The 17392-nt window shown below is 66.9% G+C and carries 11 protein-coding genes and 3 tRNA genes; 13 read left to right on the forward strand and 1 reads right to left on the reverse strand.

Translation table 11 applies throughout. The features are described 5' to 3' along the window. The first annotated feature begins 159 nt into the window (after window positions 1–159). From ACGTN6_RS05985 to ACGTN6_RS06020, 8 genes are all read left to right on the forward strand, one after another. The gene (locus ACGTN6_RS05985) at window positions 160–612 is read left to right on the forward strand and encodes an acetyl-CoA sensor PanZ family protein (RefSeq protein ID WP_394590402.1); all 453 of its coding nucleotides are present in this window, start codon (window positions 160–162) and stop codon (window positions 610–612) included. Continuing rightward, window positions 609–2948, forward strand: a complete 2340-nt coding sequence (locus ACGTN6_RS05990; protein WP_394590403.1) for an AsmA family protein — start codon at window positions 609–611, stop codon at window positions 2946–2948. The genes ACGTN6_RS05985 and ACGTN6_RS05990 overlap by 4 nt, the downstream gene beginning before the upstream one ends. Window positions 2949–3012: 64 nt before the next feature. Beyond that, entirely contained in the window at window positions 3013–4104 is a 1092-nt protein-coding gene (mutY, locus tag ACGTN6_RS05995) for an A/G-specific adenine glycosylase (RefSeq protein WP_394590405.1), read from the forward strand. Window positions 4105–4130: 26 nt separating this feature from the next. Continuing rightward, entirely contained in the window at window positions 4131–4403 is a 273-nt protein-coding gene (locus ACGTN6_RS06000; protein ID WP_183388741.1) for an oxidative damage protection protein, read from the forward strand. A 93-nt stretch (window positions 4404–4496) separates the two neighbouring features. Further along, window positions 4497–4572 (forward strand) — tRNA-Phe (locus ACGTN6_RS06005). Between the two features lie 3 nt (window positions 4573–4575). Beyond that, window positions 4576–4650: transfer RNA gene (locus tag ACGTN6_RS06010), tRNA-Gln, on the forward strand. Between the two features lie 96 nt (window positions 4651–4746). Continuing rightward, window positions 4747–4822: transfer RNA gene (locus ACGTN6_RS06015), tRNA-Thr, on the forward strand. 661 nt (window positions 4823–5483) lie between these two features. Further along, entirely contained in the window at window positions 5484–6656 is a 1173-nt protein-coding gene (locus tag ACGTN6_RS06020) for a hypothetical protein (protein WP_394590407.1), read from the forward strand. Between the two features lie 814 nt (window positions 6657–7470). On the opposite strand, the gene ACGTN6_RS06025 is transcribed toward ACGTN6_RS06020, so the two are convergent. Continuing rightward, window positions 7471–8280, reverse strand: coding sequence for a helix-turn-helix transcriptional regulator (locus tag ACGTN6_RS06025; RefSeq protein WP_394590408.1), 810 nt, complete (start codon window positions 8278–8280; stop codon window positions 7471–7473). 119 nt (window positions 8281–8399) lie between these two features. Between ACGTN6_RS06025 and lhpI the strand changes: the two genes are divergently transcribed. The 5 genes from lhpI to thpD all read left to right on the forward strand — a co-directional run bounded on the left by lhpI (window position 8400) and on the right by thpD (window position 17281). Then, window positions 8400–9356 (forward strand): bifunctional Delta(1)-pyrroline-2-carboxylate/Delta(1)-piperideine-2-carboxylate reductase, encoded by a 957-nt coding sequence (gene lhpI / locus ACGTN6_RS06030; RefSeq protein ID WP_394590410.1) that lies wholly within the window; start codon window positions 8400–8402, stop codon window positions 9354–9356. Between the two features lie 78 nt (window positions 9357–9434). Next, window positions 9435–10883: a Na+/H+ antiporter NhaC gene (nhaC, locus tag ACGTN6_RS06035; protein ID WP_394590412.1), complete on the forward strand. Its 1449-nt coding sequence runs from the start codon at window positions 9435–9437 to the stop codon at window positions 10881–10883. Next, window positions 10880–12163 (forward strand): FAD-dependent oxidoreductase, encoded by a 1284-nt coding sequence (locus tag ACGTN6_RS06040; RefSeq protein WP_394590413.1) that lies wholly within the window; start codon window positions 10880–10882, stop codon window positions 12161–12163. The genes nhaC and ACGTN6_RS06040 overlap by 4 nt, the downstream gene beginning before the upstream one ends. Window positions 12164–12315: 152 nt before the next feature. Continuing rightward, the gene (gene putA, locus ACGTN6_RS06045) at window positions 12316–15981 is read left to right on the forward strand and encodes a bifunctional proline dehydrogenase/L-glutamate gamma-semialdehyde dehydrogenase PutA (protein ID WP_394590414.1); all 3666 of its coding nucleotides are present in this window, start codon (window positions 12316–12318) and stop codon (window positions 15979–15981) included. Between the two features lie 301 nt (window positions 15982–16282). Further along, window positions 16283–17281 carry an ectoine hydroxylase gene (gene thpD, locus ACGTN6_RS06050; protein ID WP_394590416.1) on the forward strand — a complete coding sequence of 333 codons (999 nt, stop codon included), beginning with the start codon at window positions 16283–16285 and terminating at the stop codon, window positions 17279–17281. Window positions 17282–17392 lie beyond the last annotated feature (111 nt).

Raw genomic sequence — 17392 nt, forward strand, 5'->3', positions numbered from 1 at the left:
CGCCTGGGCGCGTGTCGAAATGGGGGCCGCCGTCGGGGCGGAAAGACGGGGCGGCCCCGCCGTTGCAAGGCTGCCATTATAGTGAAACGCTACCCCCATTCGCTACAATGCCCCCACTATGCGGCAGGCTCGTCCTGCCAAGCCTCAGGAGATACCTGCATGCCGGTCACGCTACAGCGCGTCGATCAAGCGACCTGGGACGCGGATGCCCAAGTCCGTCACGACCTGATTCGCATCTATGCCGATGCCCCCGCAGAGCGCCTGCCGAGCACGCCCGAGGCCTTCGTTGGCGAGCACCTGGCGGCCGAGCGCTTTTTCTGCTGCGCGCGCTTCAATGATCGCCTGCTGGGGGCGCTGGCCGTATCGCCGGAAGACGGTGCCTGGTGGCTGTCGCATCTCTGCGTGCGCCAGACCACCCGACGCCGCGGCGTCGGCTCGCGGCTGCTGGCCCTCATCGGCGAGGCGGCCCATGCCGAGGGGCAGCGTCTGAGGGTGCTGGCTTCCCAACTGCCGATGGCCGACCAGGTACTGCTGAGCCGCATGGGTTACCGGTTGACCCAGACCGGTGACTTTTTCGAACTGGATCTCACGCCCAAAGGAGCCGGGCAATGAAGCGAATCCTGCGGACCCTGCTGGCCGCCGTCGGGGTACTCGGCCTGGTGCTGGTCGGAGTGGTGGTGTTCATCACCACCTTCTTTGACCCCGAAGACCTCAAGCCGCGACTGGTGGAAGTGGTGCGCGAGCACAGCGGGCTCGAGCTGGAACTCGATGGACCGCTGACCTGGTCCTTCTATCCGCGCCTGGGAGTCGGCGTGGCTGCGGCCGAGGCGCGACTGCCCAGCCAGGCCGCCGACGCCACGCCCTTCGCCGCCTTCGACCACGCCGAAGTCAGCCTGGCCTTCGCCCCGCTGCTGCGCGGCGAGATCGCCATCGATGGCCTGACCCTCGATGGCCTGGCGCTGAATCTCGAGCGCGACGCGGCGGGCCGCGGTAATTGGCAGACGCTGATCGAACGGCTACGCAACCGCGGCGAGGAAGCGGAGGCCGTGCTGGCACCGGCCAGCGCCGGCCCCAACCCCGATGCCAGCGGCCTGGACGTGGCGCTCAATATCGCCAGCGTTCAGGTGCGAGAGGGGAGCATCGACTTCCGCGACGCCCAGGCCGAGCGCAGCTTGAGCCTCGAGGGCGTCAACATCACCGGCAGCAACGTCAATCCCGACCAGCCCTTCCCGCTCAGTGCCAGTCTCGAGGTCGCCCTGAGCGACGATCTCGGGGGCTCGGCACCTTGGCTGGTCAGCCAGCTGAACCTCGAGACCCGGGTCAGCCTGGGGCTTGCCGAGGGGCGTCACCTGCTCAAGGGCCTGTCGCTGGATGCCAGTACTCGGCTCGATGGCGAAGAAAAGCCTCAGGAGGCTCAGTTCGACGCCGACGAGCTGGTGCTCGACCTGGCCGGCGATCGCCTGCAGCTGACCGGCAGCCAATTGGACGTCGGCCTGCAGGACCCGCGCCTGGGCGAAAAGCGCCTGCCGCTGTCGCTGGCCTTCGCCCTTGATGCCGACCTGGCCGCCCAGACCGCCCAACTGCGTGAGCTGGCGCTGACCGGCCCCGACGGTCTGGAGCTCAAGGGCAACCTGTCGCTCAGCGAACTGGCCGAGGCACCAGCCTATGAGGGCCAGCTGAGGCTGACCGAACTGTCGCTGCGCCCCTGGCTGGTGCGTCTCGGAGTGATGCCGCGCATGGCCTCCACGGCGGCGTTGGGCGAAGTGGGGCTGACCAGCCCGATCCAGGGCGACATGGAACGTTTCACTCTGGATGGCCTGACCCTGACGCTGGACGGCAGTACCTTCAATGGCCGCCTGGGCGGTCGCTTCGATGGCACTCGTCTGGAGGCCGATCTCCAAGGCGATCGCCTCGACATGGACGGCTACCTGCCACCCACCGACGCCGAGGAAGCTTCTGCCGTCGGCGGCCCCAGCCTGCCAGGCATCGGGCGGGCCCTCGCCCAGGATGGGCAGGGCGCGCTGCTGCCCGCCGAATGGCTGGCTGAGCTCGATCTCGATGCCAAGCTGAGCCTCGGCGAGCTGATCCTGATGCGCCAGACCTTCAGCGACGTCCAACTGACGCTGGCCGGGGAGAGCGGCCGCCACCGCCTCGAGGCCTTCGAGTCCGGCTTCCACGACGGCCAGCTGTCGGCCACCGGCGAGCTGAATGCTCGCGAGATGCCGCTGCAATGGCAGCTGACGCCCCACGTCGAGGGGCTGCGCCTGGGCTCGCTGCTGGCCTCGCTGAGCGACGAACCGGCCCCGGTGGAGGGCCGTCTGAATGCCGACGGTGAACTCTCGACCCGTGGCAACAGCGTCGCCGAGCTCAAGCGTGCCCTGAACGGTCATCTGGACGCGCGGATGGCCGAAGGCCGGCTCACCGGCGTCAACGTTTCCCGAGAGCTGTGCACCACCGCGGCGCGCCTGGAAGGCGACAGCACTAGCCGCGACTGGGCCGCCGATACCCGCTTCCAGCGCGCCGAGGCTGGCTTCCGCATACGCGACGGCGTGGCCGAGAGCGACGACCTGGCCCTGACGCTGCCGGGCATCGCCCTGGGCGGCAATGGCCAGTTCGACCTGACCAGCGAACGCTTCGACCTGCGTGCCAACGCTCGCTTCACCGGCGAGAACGTGGATGCCGCCTGCGAGGTCAATCCGCGGCTGGTCGACGTGCCTATCCCGGTGCGCTGCGAAGGCCAGCTCGGCGGCGACAGCGCCGAGTGGTGCCGCTTCGACCGCGAGGCTTTCCAGTCCACCCTGGGCGACTTGCTGCGTCGCGAGGCCACCCGACGCGCCGACGAGGAACTGCGCGACAGCCTCGGCGACGCGGTGAAAAAACTCGATGAACGCATCGGCGAGGATTCCCGTCGGGAACTTCGTGACACCCTCGAAGGTCTGTTCAAGTGAGCAAGCAATAGCCAGTCCTGCGCCGACCCTCGCGTCGGCGCTTTTTTTCGTGCCGAGAATGCCCATGACGGAGACGATCCCCGCCATCCTGCCCCCCGAAACCTTCCAGTATCGCCTGCTCGACTGGTTCGATGTTCACGGTCGCCATGACCTGCCCTGGCAGCACGATCGTACCCCCTACCGAGTGTGGGTATCGGAGATCATGCTGCAGCAGACCCAGGTCGCCACCGTGATCCCCTATTTCGAACGCTTCATGGCTCGGTTTCCGAACGTCCATGACCTGGCGGCGGCGTCCCAGGACGAAGTGCTGCACCTATGGACCGGGCTCGGCTACTACGCCCGCGGGCGCAACCTGCACAAGGCCGCCCGGGCGGTGGTGGACGAGCACGACGGCGACTTCCCGGTGCACAGCCTCGACGCCATGGCCGCGCTGCCCGGCATCGGCCGTTCCACCGCCGGGGCGATCATCGCCCAGAGCACCGGCGAGCGAGCGGTGATCCTCGACGGCAACGTCAAGCGAGTGCTCACTCGTCTGCACGCCGTGGAGGGCTGGCCGGGGCGCCCCGCGGTGGAGCGCGAGCTGTGGGTCTTGGCCGAGCACTACACGCCCGAACGCCGGGTGGTCGACTTCACCCAGGCGATGATGGACCTCGGTGCCACCCTGTGCCGTCGCGGCCAGCCCGACTGTGAGCGCTGCCCTTTCGGCGACGTCTGCGTGGCCCGGGCGCGCGGCGAGCAGAAGCGCTTTCCGGAATCCAAACCCAAGAAGGCCATTCCCACCCGCACCACCACCATGCTGCTGCTGCAGGACGAGGCGGGGCGGGTGCTGCTCGAGCAGCGCCCCTCCAGCGGCCTGTGGGGTGGCCTGTGGAGCCTGCCGCAGTTCGAGGCATCGGGCGACCTGAAGGCCTGGCTCGACCAGCACGCCCCTGGGGCGAGCCTGGAGGCACCGTGGGAGGCCTTCACTCACGTGTTCAGCCACTTCCGCCTCGAGATCACGCCTCAGCCGGCGCGGGTGGGTCGCCTCGATGCCGTGGGCGAGGCGCGGCGCTGGTTTGATCCCGCCGACCCGGACAGCATTGGCCTGGCCGCTCCGGTGAAAGGCTTGCTGGAAGCGCTGCGCCCCTTCACCCTGAGCGTCCAGGACGCCCCTTAACTTTCGTCATCCAGGAGCCATCACCGATGAGCCAGACCGTCTTCTGCCGCAAGTACCAGCAAGAGCTGGAGGCCTTGCCGTTTCCGCCGCTTCCCGGCAAGAAAGGCCAGGAGATCCAGGCCAGCGTCTCCAAGCGCGCCTGGGAGGAGTGGCAGGCCCTGCAGACTCGCCTGATCAACGAGAAGCATCTCAACATGCTGGAGCCCGAGGCTCGCGAGTACCTGATGCAGCAGCTCGAACGCTTCCTCGACAACGAGCAGACCGACCAGGCAGAAGGCTATGTGCCGCCCGGGCAATAGTCGCCACGAGACCCGCCGGCCTCTCCCAAGGTTCTGAAACGAAAAGGGTTGACGCCAGCGGGCCATTAGGGTTTAATACGCACCGTTGGCGAGGGCCAGATAGCTCAGTCGGTAGAGCAGGGGATTGAAAATCCCCGTGTCGGCGGTTCGATTCCGTCTCTGGCCACCACGTTGGGGTATAGCCAAGCGGTAAGGCACCGGTTTTTGGTATCGGCATGCGCAGGTTCGAATCCTGCTACCCCAGCCACGCCAACATAAGTTTTCGAGAAGCCGTGAACGAAGGTTCACGGTTTTTCTCGCTCAGGAGGCTGTAATGCCTCCTCGTTTGATAGCAAGCGCCGTTGCCGGCATAGCTCAGTTGGTAGAGCAACTGACTTGTAATCAGTAGGTCCCGGGTTCGACTCCTGGTGCCGGCACCATTTAAAGTGCTTTGCCATCAATACGTTAGAGCGTCAATCAAACCGCCCAGTGGAGGCGGTTTTTTTGTGGGTGTCCAGAAAGTGTCCACGCTCCCTTGTTATCGCCATCCACAGGCATAAAAAAGACCCGACGGGACGGACGGGCCTTCAAGTACTTACGCAAGCGGGGAGCCAGGTAAGTCTCCAAAGCCTACCCATCCCCCTGGCACTGCGAGTCCAGAAAATGCAGCAATCGGCGACGGCTGTTCGCGCTCAAGTCATCAGCCTATCGGCCGAGTCCACAGGATGTATCGCCGCGCCCATCACAGCGAAAGGCTCCCGGAAGCAATCGCAAGCGCGCGGGTTCAAGGCCGGAGAGGGGTAGCGCGGCATGGCCCTATCCTGGAGAAAGCGCCAGGCGCTGCGTTCGCTGAGCCATCCCCTTCATGTGGCGGATCATCGACGGCGAATATAAAAAAGGCCCGCCAATTGGCGGGCCAACCTCGCATCTGTATGGACTTCCCATTCCCCCGTCACGAGTCGCCTCGTCACGAAGCCACCTTAGCCCCGTCATGTTGCAGGCATATGACGACGTGAAGGCCGATACCGGATCCGCGGCCTACGCTGGGGGCTGGCCGCCCAACACCGGCAGAAGGCGTCCAGCGAGGCGGCGGGCCATGCCATGGACCACGCTCTCTATCCTCGGCGTTTCGATATGGTAGGCTCCGAAGAAAGCCTCGCCTTTCCTCCGAGCGATGGCGTGCCGCTGGAAGACGCTCAAGCAGACAGGGACGGATACCGACTAGCCAGGAAGGCTGCGGCGAGGTGGTACCAGGGCGGCAGGCATAAATCAATTGCGAGTTTTTTAATGTATAGCAGCGTCTCTATTGTCTATATTTTAGTGTATGGCCTGTTTATATTTTGGCTGATTGCACACAAAAGTATAAAGTACAGGGCCTTCTTTAAACACTGCAGCAGGAAGGAAATATGCTGCGCTGGGAGCGCTGCTGTTGCCGCATTCGTGACTGGTTATGTTTTAAATAAGTATGATGTTTTAGATATATCAAGCGTGGGGGTTGTGCTTGGGGCAGGGGTTGCAGCATCTATTGCATATATGTCTGTAGAGACCATAAAAGAGTCAAGGCTTAGGGAAGAAAGGGCCTCAGACAAAAAGGATTTAGAGAGGAGTGTTTTTGCGTATATTGATTCAATTGGTAATTTTGAGTCACGTTTGGCTGAGTATGAGAACTCTTGGAAAAAGCTTGAGGGCTTGGAGTTAGAAAATAAAGAGGCTATGAGTGACTATGAGCTTAAAGAAGATGTTTATGCCGAAGCTTTGGTGAGCAGAAGTTTTGGTGGCAAGGAAAAGATTAAAAGGTACGCTCTAGATAACGCAAGGGAAAGGTTGTCAGGATCCTCAAGCCTTCTTAGGGGTGCGAAAGAAGAACTTATAAGTGCAAGAGCTTGCTTGAAAGCAGAGTATAATAATACAATCAAAATGCTTAATACGGTTGATTATTGCTGCAATGTTATGAAAAGTCAGGTTTTAACTAAAGAGGCCAATATTGTTGGCGGTGTTTATAGCCTTTCTGAGAAAATGAGTGATGCAATGGAAGGTGTTGTTGATCGTGCCCTGAAAGAAGATAAGGTTGGGCCAGAAGATATGCTTGAAATATCTATCGTGGCACTCCAAGACTTAATGGAGAAAGTCTTGGTGGAGGAGAGGAAGAGCTTTGAAAATTCTTCTCTTTCTTATAGGGACAAGCTGAGGTTTGTGTACTGCGTATTGGCGTTTATTGCATTCTTTTCTTTGGCTATGGGTATGGATTATAAGCTCGAGGGCGTGTTTCATTGATCTTTTGCCAAGTTTTCGAATGTTGGCTGGCGAACTACCGCTCCGTCACAAATTCTAGCGCTATAGAAATTTCTTTCAGCGAAACGAGGGTTAACCCACGACCAGCGTTCACAGCTCTCACCATTAGAGAGTCTGATATCTCTTCTAGAGCTGGGCTGGCCAAGCATCGCGTAGAGCTGTCCCTCTGTCATTCCGGGGACAATCTCACCTCTAGCTTGGGCTTGGACCCTTTCATTGCGTCGCTCTAGACTGGATTGGCTGGAGTTTAAGGATTGGGAGCGGTCGGGCGGAGTAGGGAGAGTACGCCGCAGCTCGTGAAGGTCCGGCGCCTCATAAGTCATGACGTTATCGAGTGTCATGGTCACCTCAGCACCAGGGCAGGGCTCGTCCTGATAAACCGTGGAGTCGCCGATCTCGCACTTATAGACCTGAGCGTTGGCAGACGATGGCAGCAGAGCCACAATGAGCAAGAGGAAGGTAGGCTTGATCATCCCTGATCACCGAGTAGGTTACGTAGATCTAAGAAAACGTAGCACACGCCGGAGGACCTGGGCGCCCGGTGTCCACATTGTATCTACGGAGGGATGTCACAACGTGCATTGGCGGCTCTGGAGGGGATGCTAAGCCATTGATATTTCGAGCAGTGAGCAGCAGCGACCTACTTTGGGAGAATCTTGTAACTCGCTATGGCTTCGACAGCCTGTGTTATTTGTAGACAACCACAGCTTTCTGAAAAGCCGCCCATCGAGGCGGCTTACTTTATCCACACCCACTTTCCCTCCGGGATATCCCCCGCGATTCGATTGGCGGACCGTCAGGGCGCGCCGGTAACGGCGCCCTGGCGGCGTTCCTCGCTGGGCGAGCGGCCGGTGCGGCGGCGGAAGGCCCGCGAAAAGGTCGAGACGTCGGCGAAGCCCAGGTCGAGGGCGATCTCGCCGACCGGGCGCGCGGTCTGGCATAGCCAGTAGCGGGCCCACTGCAGGCGGCGCGTGAGCACGTACTGCTGCGGGGTCACGCCGAACTGGCGCTGGCAGAGCAGGTGCAGCTGGCTCTGGCCGAGGTGCATGGCCTCGGCCAGCGCCTGGTTGTCTGGCGGCAGGTCCAAGCGTTCGTCGATGAAGGCGTCGAGGGCCGCGGCGGGCAGGCGTTCGCGCCGCCGGGCGCCCGGGTCCTCCTCGCCGAGCAGCTGGCTGAACTGGCTGACGAACAGCAGCGCCAGCTGGTGGTTGATCAGCGCCGCCTGCTGCGGCGTGTGCCGGCCGCGCAGCTGGGCGGTGGCGTAGTCGACCATCGGCATCAGCGTCGGCGGCAGGGTGAGCGCCCGCGGCTCGGCGAACAGCGATTCGCGCAGCGTCAGCTCACAGCTCTGCTCCAGGGCGGCCAGGCAGGGATCGTCGCGGTCGAGGTCGATCACCAGCACTTCGCTGTCGTCGCCGCGCCCCAGGTAGCGGTGCGTCTCGCCCACCGGCAGGATCGCCGCCCGGCCCAGCGCCAGGCGTTCGCTGCCGCGGCTGAACTCGTAGTCCATGGCGCCGCGCCAGCCCAGCATCAGCTGGGGGTAGTCGTGGCAGTGCTCGCCGGAGCTGCGGGCGATGCGGTTGCAGTGGGCCTGGGTCTGTGACATTTCGTCCTCCTCGGGACCGGCGTAGTGCAGAGCCTGGAACAACGATTGCGGAGGTAGGGCAAAGAGCCCGTCGGCGGGGGCCCATAGACTGGCCCGGGCACCGTTGAAAAGAGGCTGACATGTATCTCGACGCCGAACAAGTTACCACCAGCCTGCCCTGGGGCGCGCTGGTGGAAGCGCTGGACGATATCTTCACCCGTACCGTGCATTCGCCGGTGCGCCATCATCATCACCTGCACGTGCCGGGCGATCCGGACGCCACCCTGCTGCTGATGCCGGCCTGGATCGAGGGCCAGTATCTCGGCGTCAAGCAGGTCAACGTCTTCCCCGGCAACAGCGGTCGCGGCCAGCCGGGCCTGACCGGCCACTACCTGCTGAGCTGCGCCCGCACCGGCCACCACCTGGCCCAGTTCGAGGCCAACGAGCTGACCGCCCGGCGCACCGCTGCGGCGTCGGCGCTGGCCGCCCGCTATCTGGCCCGCGAGGACAGCCGCGAGCTGCTGATGGTGGGTGCCGGGCGCATGGGCCGCCGGCTGATCCCGGCGCACCGCGCCGTACGCCCCATCGAGCGGGTGCGAATATGGGACATCCACGAGGCCGGCGCCCAGGCCCTGGCCGCGGAGCTGCGCGACGAGGGCCTGGACGCCCAGGCGGTGCCGGCGGATGGCCTGGCCGAGGCCGCCGGGCGGGCCGATATCATCAGCTGCGCCACCCTGAGCCCCGAGCCGCTGATCCACGGCGAGTGGCTGACGCCGGGCACCCACCTGGACCTGGTCGGCAGCTTCACGCCCTTCATGCGCGAGGCCGACGACGAGGTGATGCGCCGCGGCGCGGTGTTCGTCGACACCCGCGAGGGCGCGCTGAGCGAGACCGGCGACCTGATCGACCCGATCGCCAGCGGCGTGATCGGCGAGGGCGACATCCTCGCCGACTTCCGCGACCTGTGCGGCGGGCGACACCCGGGCCGCGTGGCGCTGGCCGATGCCGAGCGTGCAATCACCGTCTTCAAGTCGGTGGGCGCCTCGGTGGAAGACCTGGCCGCCGCCATCCTGGCCTACGAGCGCTGCCGCGACTGACCCGACAAGCCTCGCCTCCTGCGACACGATGACAACGACAAAGAAGGGCGGGCCCGTCCCGCCCGGGGAGCCTTCAAGATGCAAGACTATTCGACCCCGGTCATCCCGGTGCCGCGCCTGCCGCTGGCGCTGATCCCGGTGGTGCTGACCATCGCCCTGCTGGGCGTGCAGATCTTCTATTACGACGACTTCACCCCGCACATTCCGCTGGCCATCGGCTTCGGCATCACCGCCCTGGTTGGTTGGCTGCAAGGCTATCGCTGGAAGGACATCGAGTCCGGTGCCTTCCAGGTGCTGCACGTGGCGATGCCCTCCATCGCCACCCTGATCATCGTCGGCATGCTGGTGGGCACCTGGATCGCCAGCGGCACCGTGCCGATGCTGATCTACCTGGGTCTGGAGATGATCGATCCGAGCTGGTTCCTGGCCGCGGCCATGCTGATGTGCTCGATGGTATCGCTGTCGATCGGCTCCTCCTGGACCACCGTCGGCACCGTGGGCCTGGCGCTGATGGGCATCGGCGACGCCTTCGGCGTGCCGCTTTACTGGACCGCCGGGGCGGTGGTCTCCGGCGCCTTCTTCGGCGACAAGATCTCGCCGCTCTCCGACACCACCAACCTGTCGCCGGCGGTCACAGAGACCAACATCTTCGACCACATCCGCAACATGATGCCCACCACCGTGCCGGCGATGCTGATCGCGCTGGCGGTGTATGCCGTGGTCGGCGGGGCCGACGGCGGCGGCGGGACCGATACCCTGACGCGGATCGACGCCATCAAGCAGGGCCTGGCCGACAACTTCGTGATGGGCCCCTGGCAGCTGCTGCCGCTGGTGGTGGTCATCGGCCTGGCGTTCTTCAAGGTGGCGCCGATTCCGGCGCTGTTCACCGGGGTGATGCTGGGCGGCGGCGTGGCCATCCTCACCCAGGGGGCGAGCGTGCACGATGCCCTGACCTTCGCCCACAGCGGTTTCAGCGTCGCCACCGGCAGCGAGACCCTGGACAGCCTGCTCAACCGCGGCGGCGTGACCTCGATGACCTGGGTGGTGACGCTGATGATGTTCGCCCTGGCCTACGGCGGCGCGCTCGAGCGCACCCGCTGCCTGGAGGCCATCGTCGGTGCCATCATGAAGCGCCTCAAGGGCTTTCGCGGGCTGCAGACCAGCGCCATCCTGACCTCCATCGCCACCAACGTGGTGTCCGGCGACGTCTACCTGTCGATCGCCCTGCCGGGACGCATGTACAAGCCGGCCTACGATGAGCTGGGCTATTCGCGCCTCAACCTGTCCCGGGCCATCGAGGAGGGCGGCACCCTGGTCTCGCCGCTGGTGCCCTGGAACGCGGGCGGCGCCTTCGTGATCGGTGCCCTGGGGCTGACCGTGAGCGCCGGCGACTTCAGCGCCTTGCTGTACATCCCCCTGGCTTTCGCCTGCTGGCTGTCGCCGCTGTTCGGCATTCTCTACGCCCAGCTCGGCTGGTTCTCCAGGCGCGCCGAGGGCGACGCTCCGACGGCAGGGGAGCGGGCATGAGCCGCATTGCGGTGATCGGTGCCGGGGTGGTCGGCATGACCGCCGCCCTGGCCCTGCAACGCCGTGGGCATGCGGTCAGCGTGTTCGATCCCAAGGGGCCGGGGGAGGGCGCCTCCTACGGCAACGCCGGCTTCCTGGCCACCGAGCTGATTGATCCGCTGGCCAGCCCGGTGAGCCTTCGCCAGGCGCCGCGGCTGTGGTTCGATCCCCACGGTGCCCTGGCGCTGCCGGCCCGCTACCTGCCGCGGCTGGCTCCCTGGCTGGCACGCTTCCTGGCCGCCGCCCGGCCGGGTCAGGTGGAAAGCGGGCGCCGGGCCCTGGCGTCCCTGAACGGCGCCGCGGTGGATGCCTGGCGTCGCTGCCTGGCCGACATCGGCGCCGAGCACGAGCTGGTGGCCTCGGGCTACCTGCAGGTGTGGGCCTCCGCGCGCGGGCGCGCCGACGCCCGGGCGCGGATGGACGCTCTTCGCCGCTGGGGGCATGAGGTGGAATGGCTCGAGGCGGCCGAGCTTCGCGCCCTCGAGCCGGGGCTCTCCGGCATGCTCAGCCACGGCCTGTATTTTCCCGGTGCTCATCAGGTGCGCGATCCATATGCCCTGGTGCGCCGGCTGGCCGAGGCCTTCGAGGCCCGCGGCGGCGAGCTGCATCGGACCGGGGTGAATCGACTGGCGCCCCAGGGCGATGGCGTGCGGCTGCACACCGACGACGGCGTGCGGGACGCCGAGCGCGCGGTGGTCGCCGCCGGTGCCTGGAGCCATCGCCTGGCGGCCGGGCTCGGCCTGTCGATCCCGCTGGAGACGGAGCGCGGCTACCACCTGACGCTGCCCGGGCACGGCCGGGCGCTGAGTCGGCCGGTGGGCTCGGCGGAGCGCCGCTGCGTGCTGACCCCCATGAGCTGCGGGCTGCGCATCGTCGGCTTCACCGAGCTCGGCGGGCTGGCGCTACCGCCCCGGGCGCGTCGCTATGCTTCGCTTCGCCGGCATGCTGCGGCGCTGCTGCGCGATCCCACCGGGTTCGGCGACGGCGCCGAGGAGTGGATGGGCTTTCGCCCGACGCTGCCGGATTCGCTGCCGGTGATCGACGTCCACCCGGACCATCCGGCGGTGGCCTTCGCCTTCGGCCACCAGCACCTGGGGCTGACCCAGGCGGCGATCACCGCCGAGCTGCTGGCCGCCCGCCTGGCCGGCGAGCCCCCGGTCCTCGACCTCGCGCCCTTCCGAGTGACTCGCTTCGCGGGGCGCAGGAGCGCGCCGCGCGAAGCCTGCCGCGGCGGAGCCTGAAGGCGCCGCCGCGACCGTCCGTCGCGCGTTGGCGACCTCGCCGGGCACAACCCGCGCTCGGGCGCCTACGCTAGATGAGTGACTTTCGACAACGACGACGCCATCCGAGCCTTAATATCGGCGATGCGCTGTGCGTCGCTAGGAGATCGACCATGAACGAAGCCAATCTTCATTCGCACGATGCCGTGAGCGAGACGCGCTCGCGCATCCGCGCCCACTACAACGTCGACGAGGCGGAGATGCTGCGCGGGCTGGTCGAGCGCATCGAGCTCACGCAGGAACAGCGCCGCCAGGTGGCCGAGGCCGGGGCCAACTACGTGACGCGGGTGCGCAAGGAGACCTCGCCCAGCATGATGGAGGCGTTCCTGGCCGAATATGGCCTCTCCACCGCCGAGGGCGTCGGCCTGATGTGCCTGGCCGAGGCGCTGCTGCGGGTGCCCGATGCCGAGACCATCGACGATCTCATTCACGACAAGATCGAGCCGTCCGACTGGGGCGCCCACCTGGGCAAGTCGTCCTCGTCGATGGTCAACGCCTCGACCTGGGCGCTGATGCTGACCGGCAACGTGCTGGAAAAGGATCCTAAGGGCCCGGTGCGCGCGCTGCGCGGGCTGGTGCGCCGGATGGGCGAGCCGGTGGTGCGCACTGCGGTGGGCCGGTCGATGAAGATTCTCGGCCGCCAGTTCGTGCTCGGCCAGACCATCGAGGAGGGCATGAAGAACGCCCGCGAGCTCGAGAAGCAGGGCTACACCTACTCCTACGACATGCTGGGCGAGGCGGCGCGCACCGACGACGACGCGCTGCGCTACCACCAGGCCTATGCCCAGGCGATCGCCGCCATCGCCAAGCAGGCCAAGGGCGACGTGCGCGGCAGCCCCGGCATCTCGGTGAAGCTCTCGGCGCTGCACCCGCGCTACGAGACCACCCACCGCGAGACGGTGATGCGCGATCTGGTGCCGCGGGCCCGGGAACTGGTCCGCCAGGCGGCCAAGGCCAACATCGGCTTCAACATCGACGCCGAGGAGCAGGACCGGCTGGACCTGTCCCTCGACGTCATCGAGGCACTGCTGGCGGACCCTGAGCTGGCCGGCTGGGACGGCTTCGGCATCGTGGTGCAGGCCTACGGGCGGCGCGCCGCCCCGGTGATCGAGGCGCTCTACGACATGGCCGAGCGCCACGACCGCAAGATCATGGTGCGGCTGGTGAAGGGCGCCTACTGGGACACCGAGATCAAGCTGGCCCAGGAGATGGGCGTCGAGACCTTCCCGGTGTTCACCCGCAAGGTCAACACCGACGTCAGCTACATGGCCTGCGCGCGCATGCTGCTCGAGCGGCGCGACCGCATCTACCCGCAGTTCGCCACCCATAACGCCCACACCTGCGCGGCGGTGGTCGCGATGGCCGGCGACGACAAGGACAGCTATGAGTTCCAGCGCCTGCATGGCATGGGCGAATCGCTGCATCATATCGTCAAGCAGTCGGAGGGCACCCACTGCCGCATCTACGCTCCGGTCGGCGCCCACCGCGACCTGCTGGCCTACCTGGTGCGCCGCCTGCTGGAGAACGGCGCCAACTCGTCCTTCGTCAACCAGGTGGTGGACACCTCGATTCCCGCCAGCGAGGTAGCGAAGGACCCGGTGGCCGGATTCGAGCGCCTGGGCGACGCCATCGCCAATCCGTCGATTCGCCGTCCCGGCGAGCTGTTCGCCCCCGAGCGCAAGAATTCTCGCGGCTACCGGATCAACGAGCCGGCCTCGATCCTGCCGCTGCTGTCGGCGCGCGAGGCGTTCGCCGACGCCACCTGGACCGCGGCGCCGATGCTGGTCGGCGGTCCCGCGCCCCAGGGCACGGCGCGGGATGCGCTGTCGCCGGCCGACGGTTCGCGGGTGGTCGGCCAGGTGTTCGAGGCGACTGCCGAGGAAGTGGCGGCGGCGCTGGACGCCGCCGAGGACGGCTACCGCGACTGGTCGGCCCGGCCGGCGGCCGAGCGTGCAGAGGTGCTGCGCCGCACCGCTGACCTTTATGAGGAACACATGGCCGAGCTGACGGTGATCGCCACCCGCGAGGCCGGCAAGATGATCCTCGACGGCATCGCCGAGGTGCGCGAGGCGGTGGACTTCCTGCGCTACTACGCCTGCGAGTGCGAGCGGCTGGAGGCCGAGGAGCCGGGCGAGGCGCGCGGCGTCTTCGTGTGCATCAGCCCCTGGAACTTCCCGCTGGCCATCTTCACCGGCCAGATCGCCGCGGCGCTGTCGGCGGGCAACGCGGTGCTCGCCAAGCCCGCCGAGCAGACGCCGCTGATCGCCGCCCGCGCCGTCGAGCTGATGCGCGAGGCCGGCCTGCCGGAGGCGGCGCTGCAGCTGCTGCCCGGCGACGGTCCCACGGTGGGCGGGCCGCTGACCAGCGACCCGCGCATCGCCGGGGTCTGCTTCACCGGCTCGACCGAGGTGGCACAGCTCATCCACCGGGCGCTGGCCAAGAACGCCGGCCCGGAGGCGACGCTGATCGCCGAGACCGGCGGGCTCAACGCCATGATCGTGGACTCGAGCGCGCTGACCGAGCAGGCGGTGCGTGACATCCTGATCTCTTCCTTCCAGTCGGCCGGCCAGCGCTGCTCGGCGCTGCGCATGCTGTACGTCCAGGAGGAGGCGCGGGAGCGGCTGCTGACGATGCTCGACGGCGCCATGGACGCGCTCTCCATCGGCGACCCCTGGAACACCGACACCGACGTCTCGCCGGTGATCGACGCCGAGGCCCAGGCCGACATCGCCGGCTACGTGGCGGCGCAGGCAAAAGCCGGCAAGGTGCTCAAGACGCTGCCCGCCCCGGACGGCGGCACCTTCGTCACCCCGGCGGTGGTCGAGGTCGGCGGCATCGAGGATCTGGAGCGCGAGATCTTCGGTCCGGTGCTGCACGTGGCCACCTTCAAGGCGCGCGACATCGACAAGGTGGTCGATGCGATCAACGCCAAGGGCTACGGGCTGACCTTCGGCCTGCACACCCGCATCGACGACCGCGTGCAGCAGATCGTCGAGCGGGTCCACGTCGGCAACATCTACGTCAACCGCAACCAGATCGGCGCCATCGTCGGCTCGCAGCCCTTCGGCGGCGAGGGGCTGTCGGGCACCGGCCCCAAGGCCGGCGGCCCGCTCTACGTGCCGCGCTTCCGGCGCACCGCCGCCGTCGAGCAGTTTGACGCGCCCCAGGGCGAGGCCGTGTCCCTCGACGCGCTCCAGGCGGCGCTCGACGGCCTCGACGCGCGCAACTGGGCGGCGCGGCCCGACCGGGTCGAGGTGCTGCGCAAGGCGCTCTCCGGGCGCCGCGGAGTGATTCGCAAGGCGCTCGCCGAGACCGCGGCCCTGGACATGACCCCGCAGACGCTGCCGGGGCCGACGGGGGAGAGCAACCGGCTGGCGCAGTATCCCAAGGGGCCGGTGCTGTGCCTGGGGCCGACCCTCGAGATCGCCATCGCCCAGGCGGCGCAGGCGCTGGGCGCGGGCTGTCCGGCGCTGATCGTCGCCCCCGGTGCGGACGGCGACGTGCGCTCGCTGAGCGCGGCCGGGGCGCCGGTCGCCGCCCTCGATGGCACCGTGGCCGCCGAGACGCTCACCGCCCTGAAGGGCATCGTGGCCGTGGCCGCCGCCGGGGCCGGCGACTGGACCCGGGAGCTGCGCCTCGCGCTCGCCGAGCGCGACGGCCCCATCGTCCAGCTGGAGACTCAGGTCATCGCCCCGACGCGCTATGTGGTGGAGCGCCACCTGTGCATCGACACCACCGCCGCGGGCGGTAACGCCAGCCTGCTGGCGAGCGCCGAGTAGGCGCCTCGCCTGCTCTCCGACGGTCGCCCCGGGACGCGGCAAGATCCCGGGGCGTCGCCACCCCATCCCGCCTGACGCGGCACCGCCGCGCTCCCACTCGGACCTGCAGCAGCCCGGCCCCATGGCCGCGCTCCCTGCTTGCCGGGCACTCTAGCGTCGTGCCTGGACATCCGGCCCTTGAAAGACCGCAGGGGCATCGCCACATTCCCGACGCGGGCCCCCTGTGGCCCCGCCGTGCGGCCGATCGCCGTCGGTAACGAGCTCGAATCTGAAACCCTTCCGACTGCAAAGGAGGTAGTGGATGTCAGTGCAGACATCGTCCGACCGACCGATGAAACAGACGACCCGGTTCGACATCGTCGATTCCCCGGACCCCCAGAGTCGAGTGCGCAGCGCTCCGCTGCCCGGCGAGGATCCCTATCCCACCCGCCTGGCCGAGCCTCTCGATCTGCCCTGGCTCAATCGTCAGGAGCCGGTGATCAAGGGGCGCGACCGGGAGGGGCCACTCTCCCCGGCGCAGCTCGATGCGTTCGAGCGCCAGGGCTTTCTCTTCGAGCCCGACTTCCTCGCGGGAGACGAGCTCGAAGAGCTGCGTCGGGAGCTCAGGTGGCTGCTGGAGCACGACGCCTATCGCGAGCGCGACTTCAGCATCACCGAGCCCCGGGGCCACGAGATTCGCTCGCTGTTCGCCGTGCACTTCCTGTCCCGCATCTTCGGCCGCCTGACCGAAGACGAGCGCCTGACCGGGCGCGCCCGGCAGATCCTCGGCGGCGAGCCCTACATCCATCAGTCGCGCATCAACTACAAGCCCGGCTTCGAGGGCAAGGGCTTCAACTGGCACTCGGACTTCGAGACCTGGCACGCCGAGGACGGCATGCCGGCCATGCACGCGGTGAGCGCCTCCATCGTGCTGACCGACAACCACACCTTCAACGGCCCGCTGATGCTGGTGCCGGGCTCGCATCGGGTGTTCGTGCCCTGCCTCGGCGAGACCCCCGAGGATCACCACAAGCAGTCGCTCAAGACCCAAGAGTTCGGCGTGCCGAGTCGCGAGGCGCTGCGGCGGCTGATCGACCGCCACGGCATCGAGGCGCCCACCGGGGCCGCCGGTGGCCTGCTGCTGTTCGACTGCAACACCCTGCACGGCTCCAATGCCAACATGTCGCCGGACCCGCGCAGCAACGTCTTCTTCGTCTACAACCGTCGCGACAATCGCTGCGTCGAGCCCTTCGCCGCCGCCAAGCGCCGCCCGCGCTTCCTGGCCCATGAGCCCGGCGAGGCGTGGACACCGGAGGTCTGACGACTGACGCGACCGCGACCCGGGGGTAGACTGACACCAGGTGCCCCGACCACGCCTGTCGGCGACGCTGCCAGCCTCGCCCCGACAGGCGCCCGGGCCAGTTCCGCAAAG

This window comes from Halomonas sp. B23F22_20 (assembly GCF_043496985.1).
GTDB lineage: Bacteria > Pseudomonadota > Gammaproteobacteria > Pseudomonadales > Halomonadaceae > Halomonas.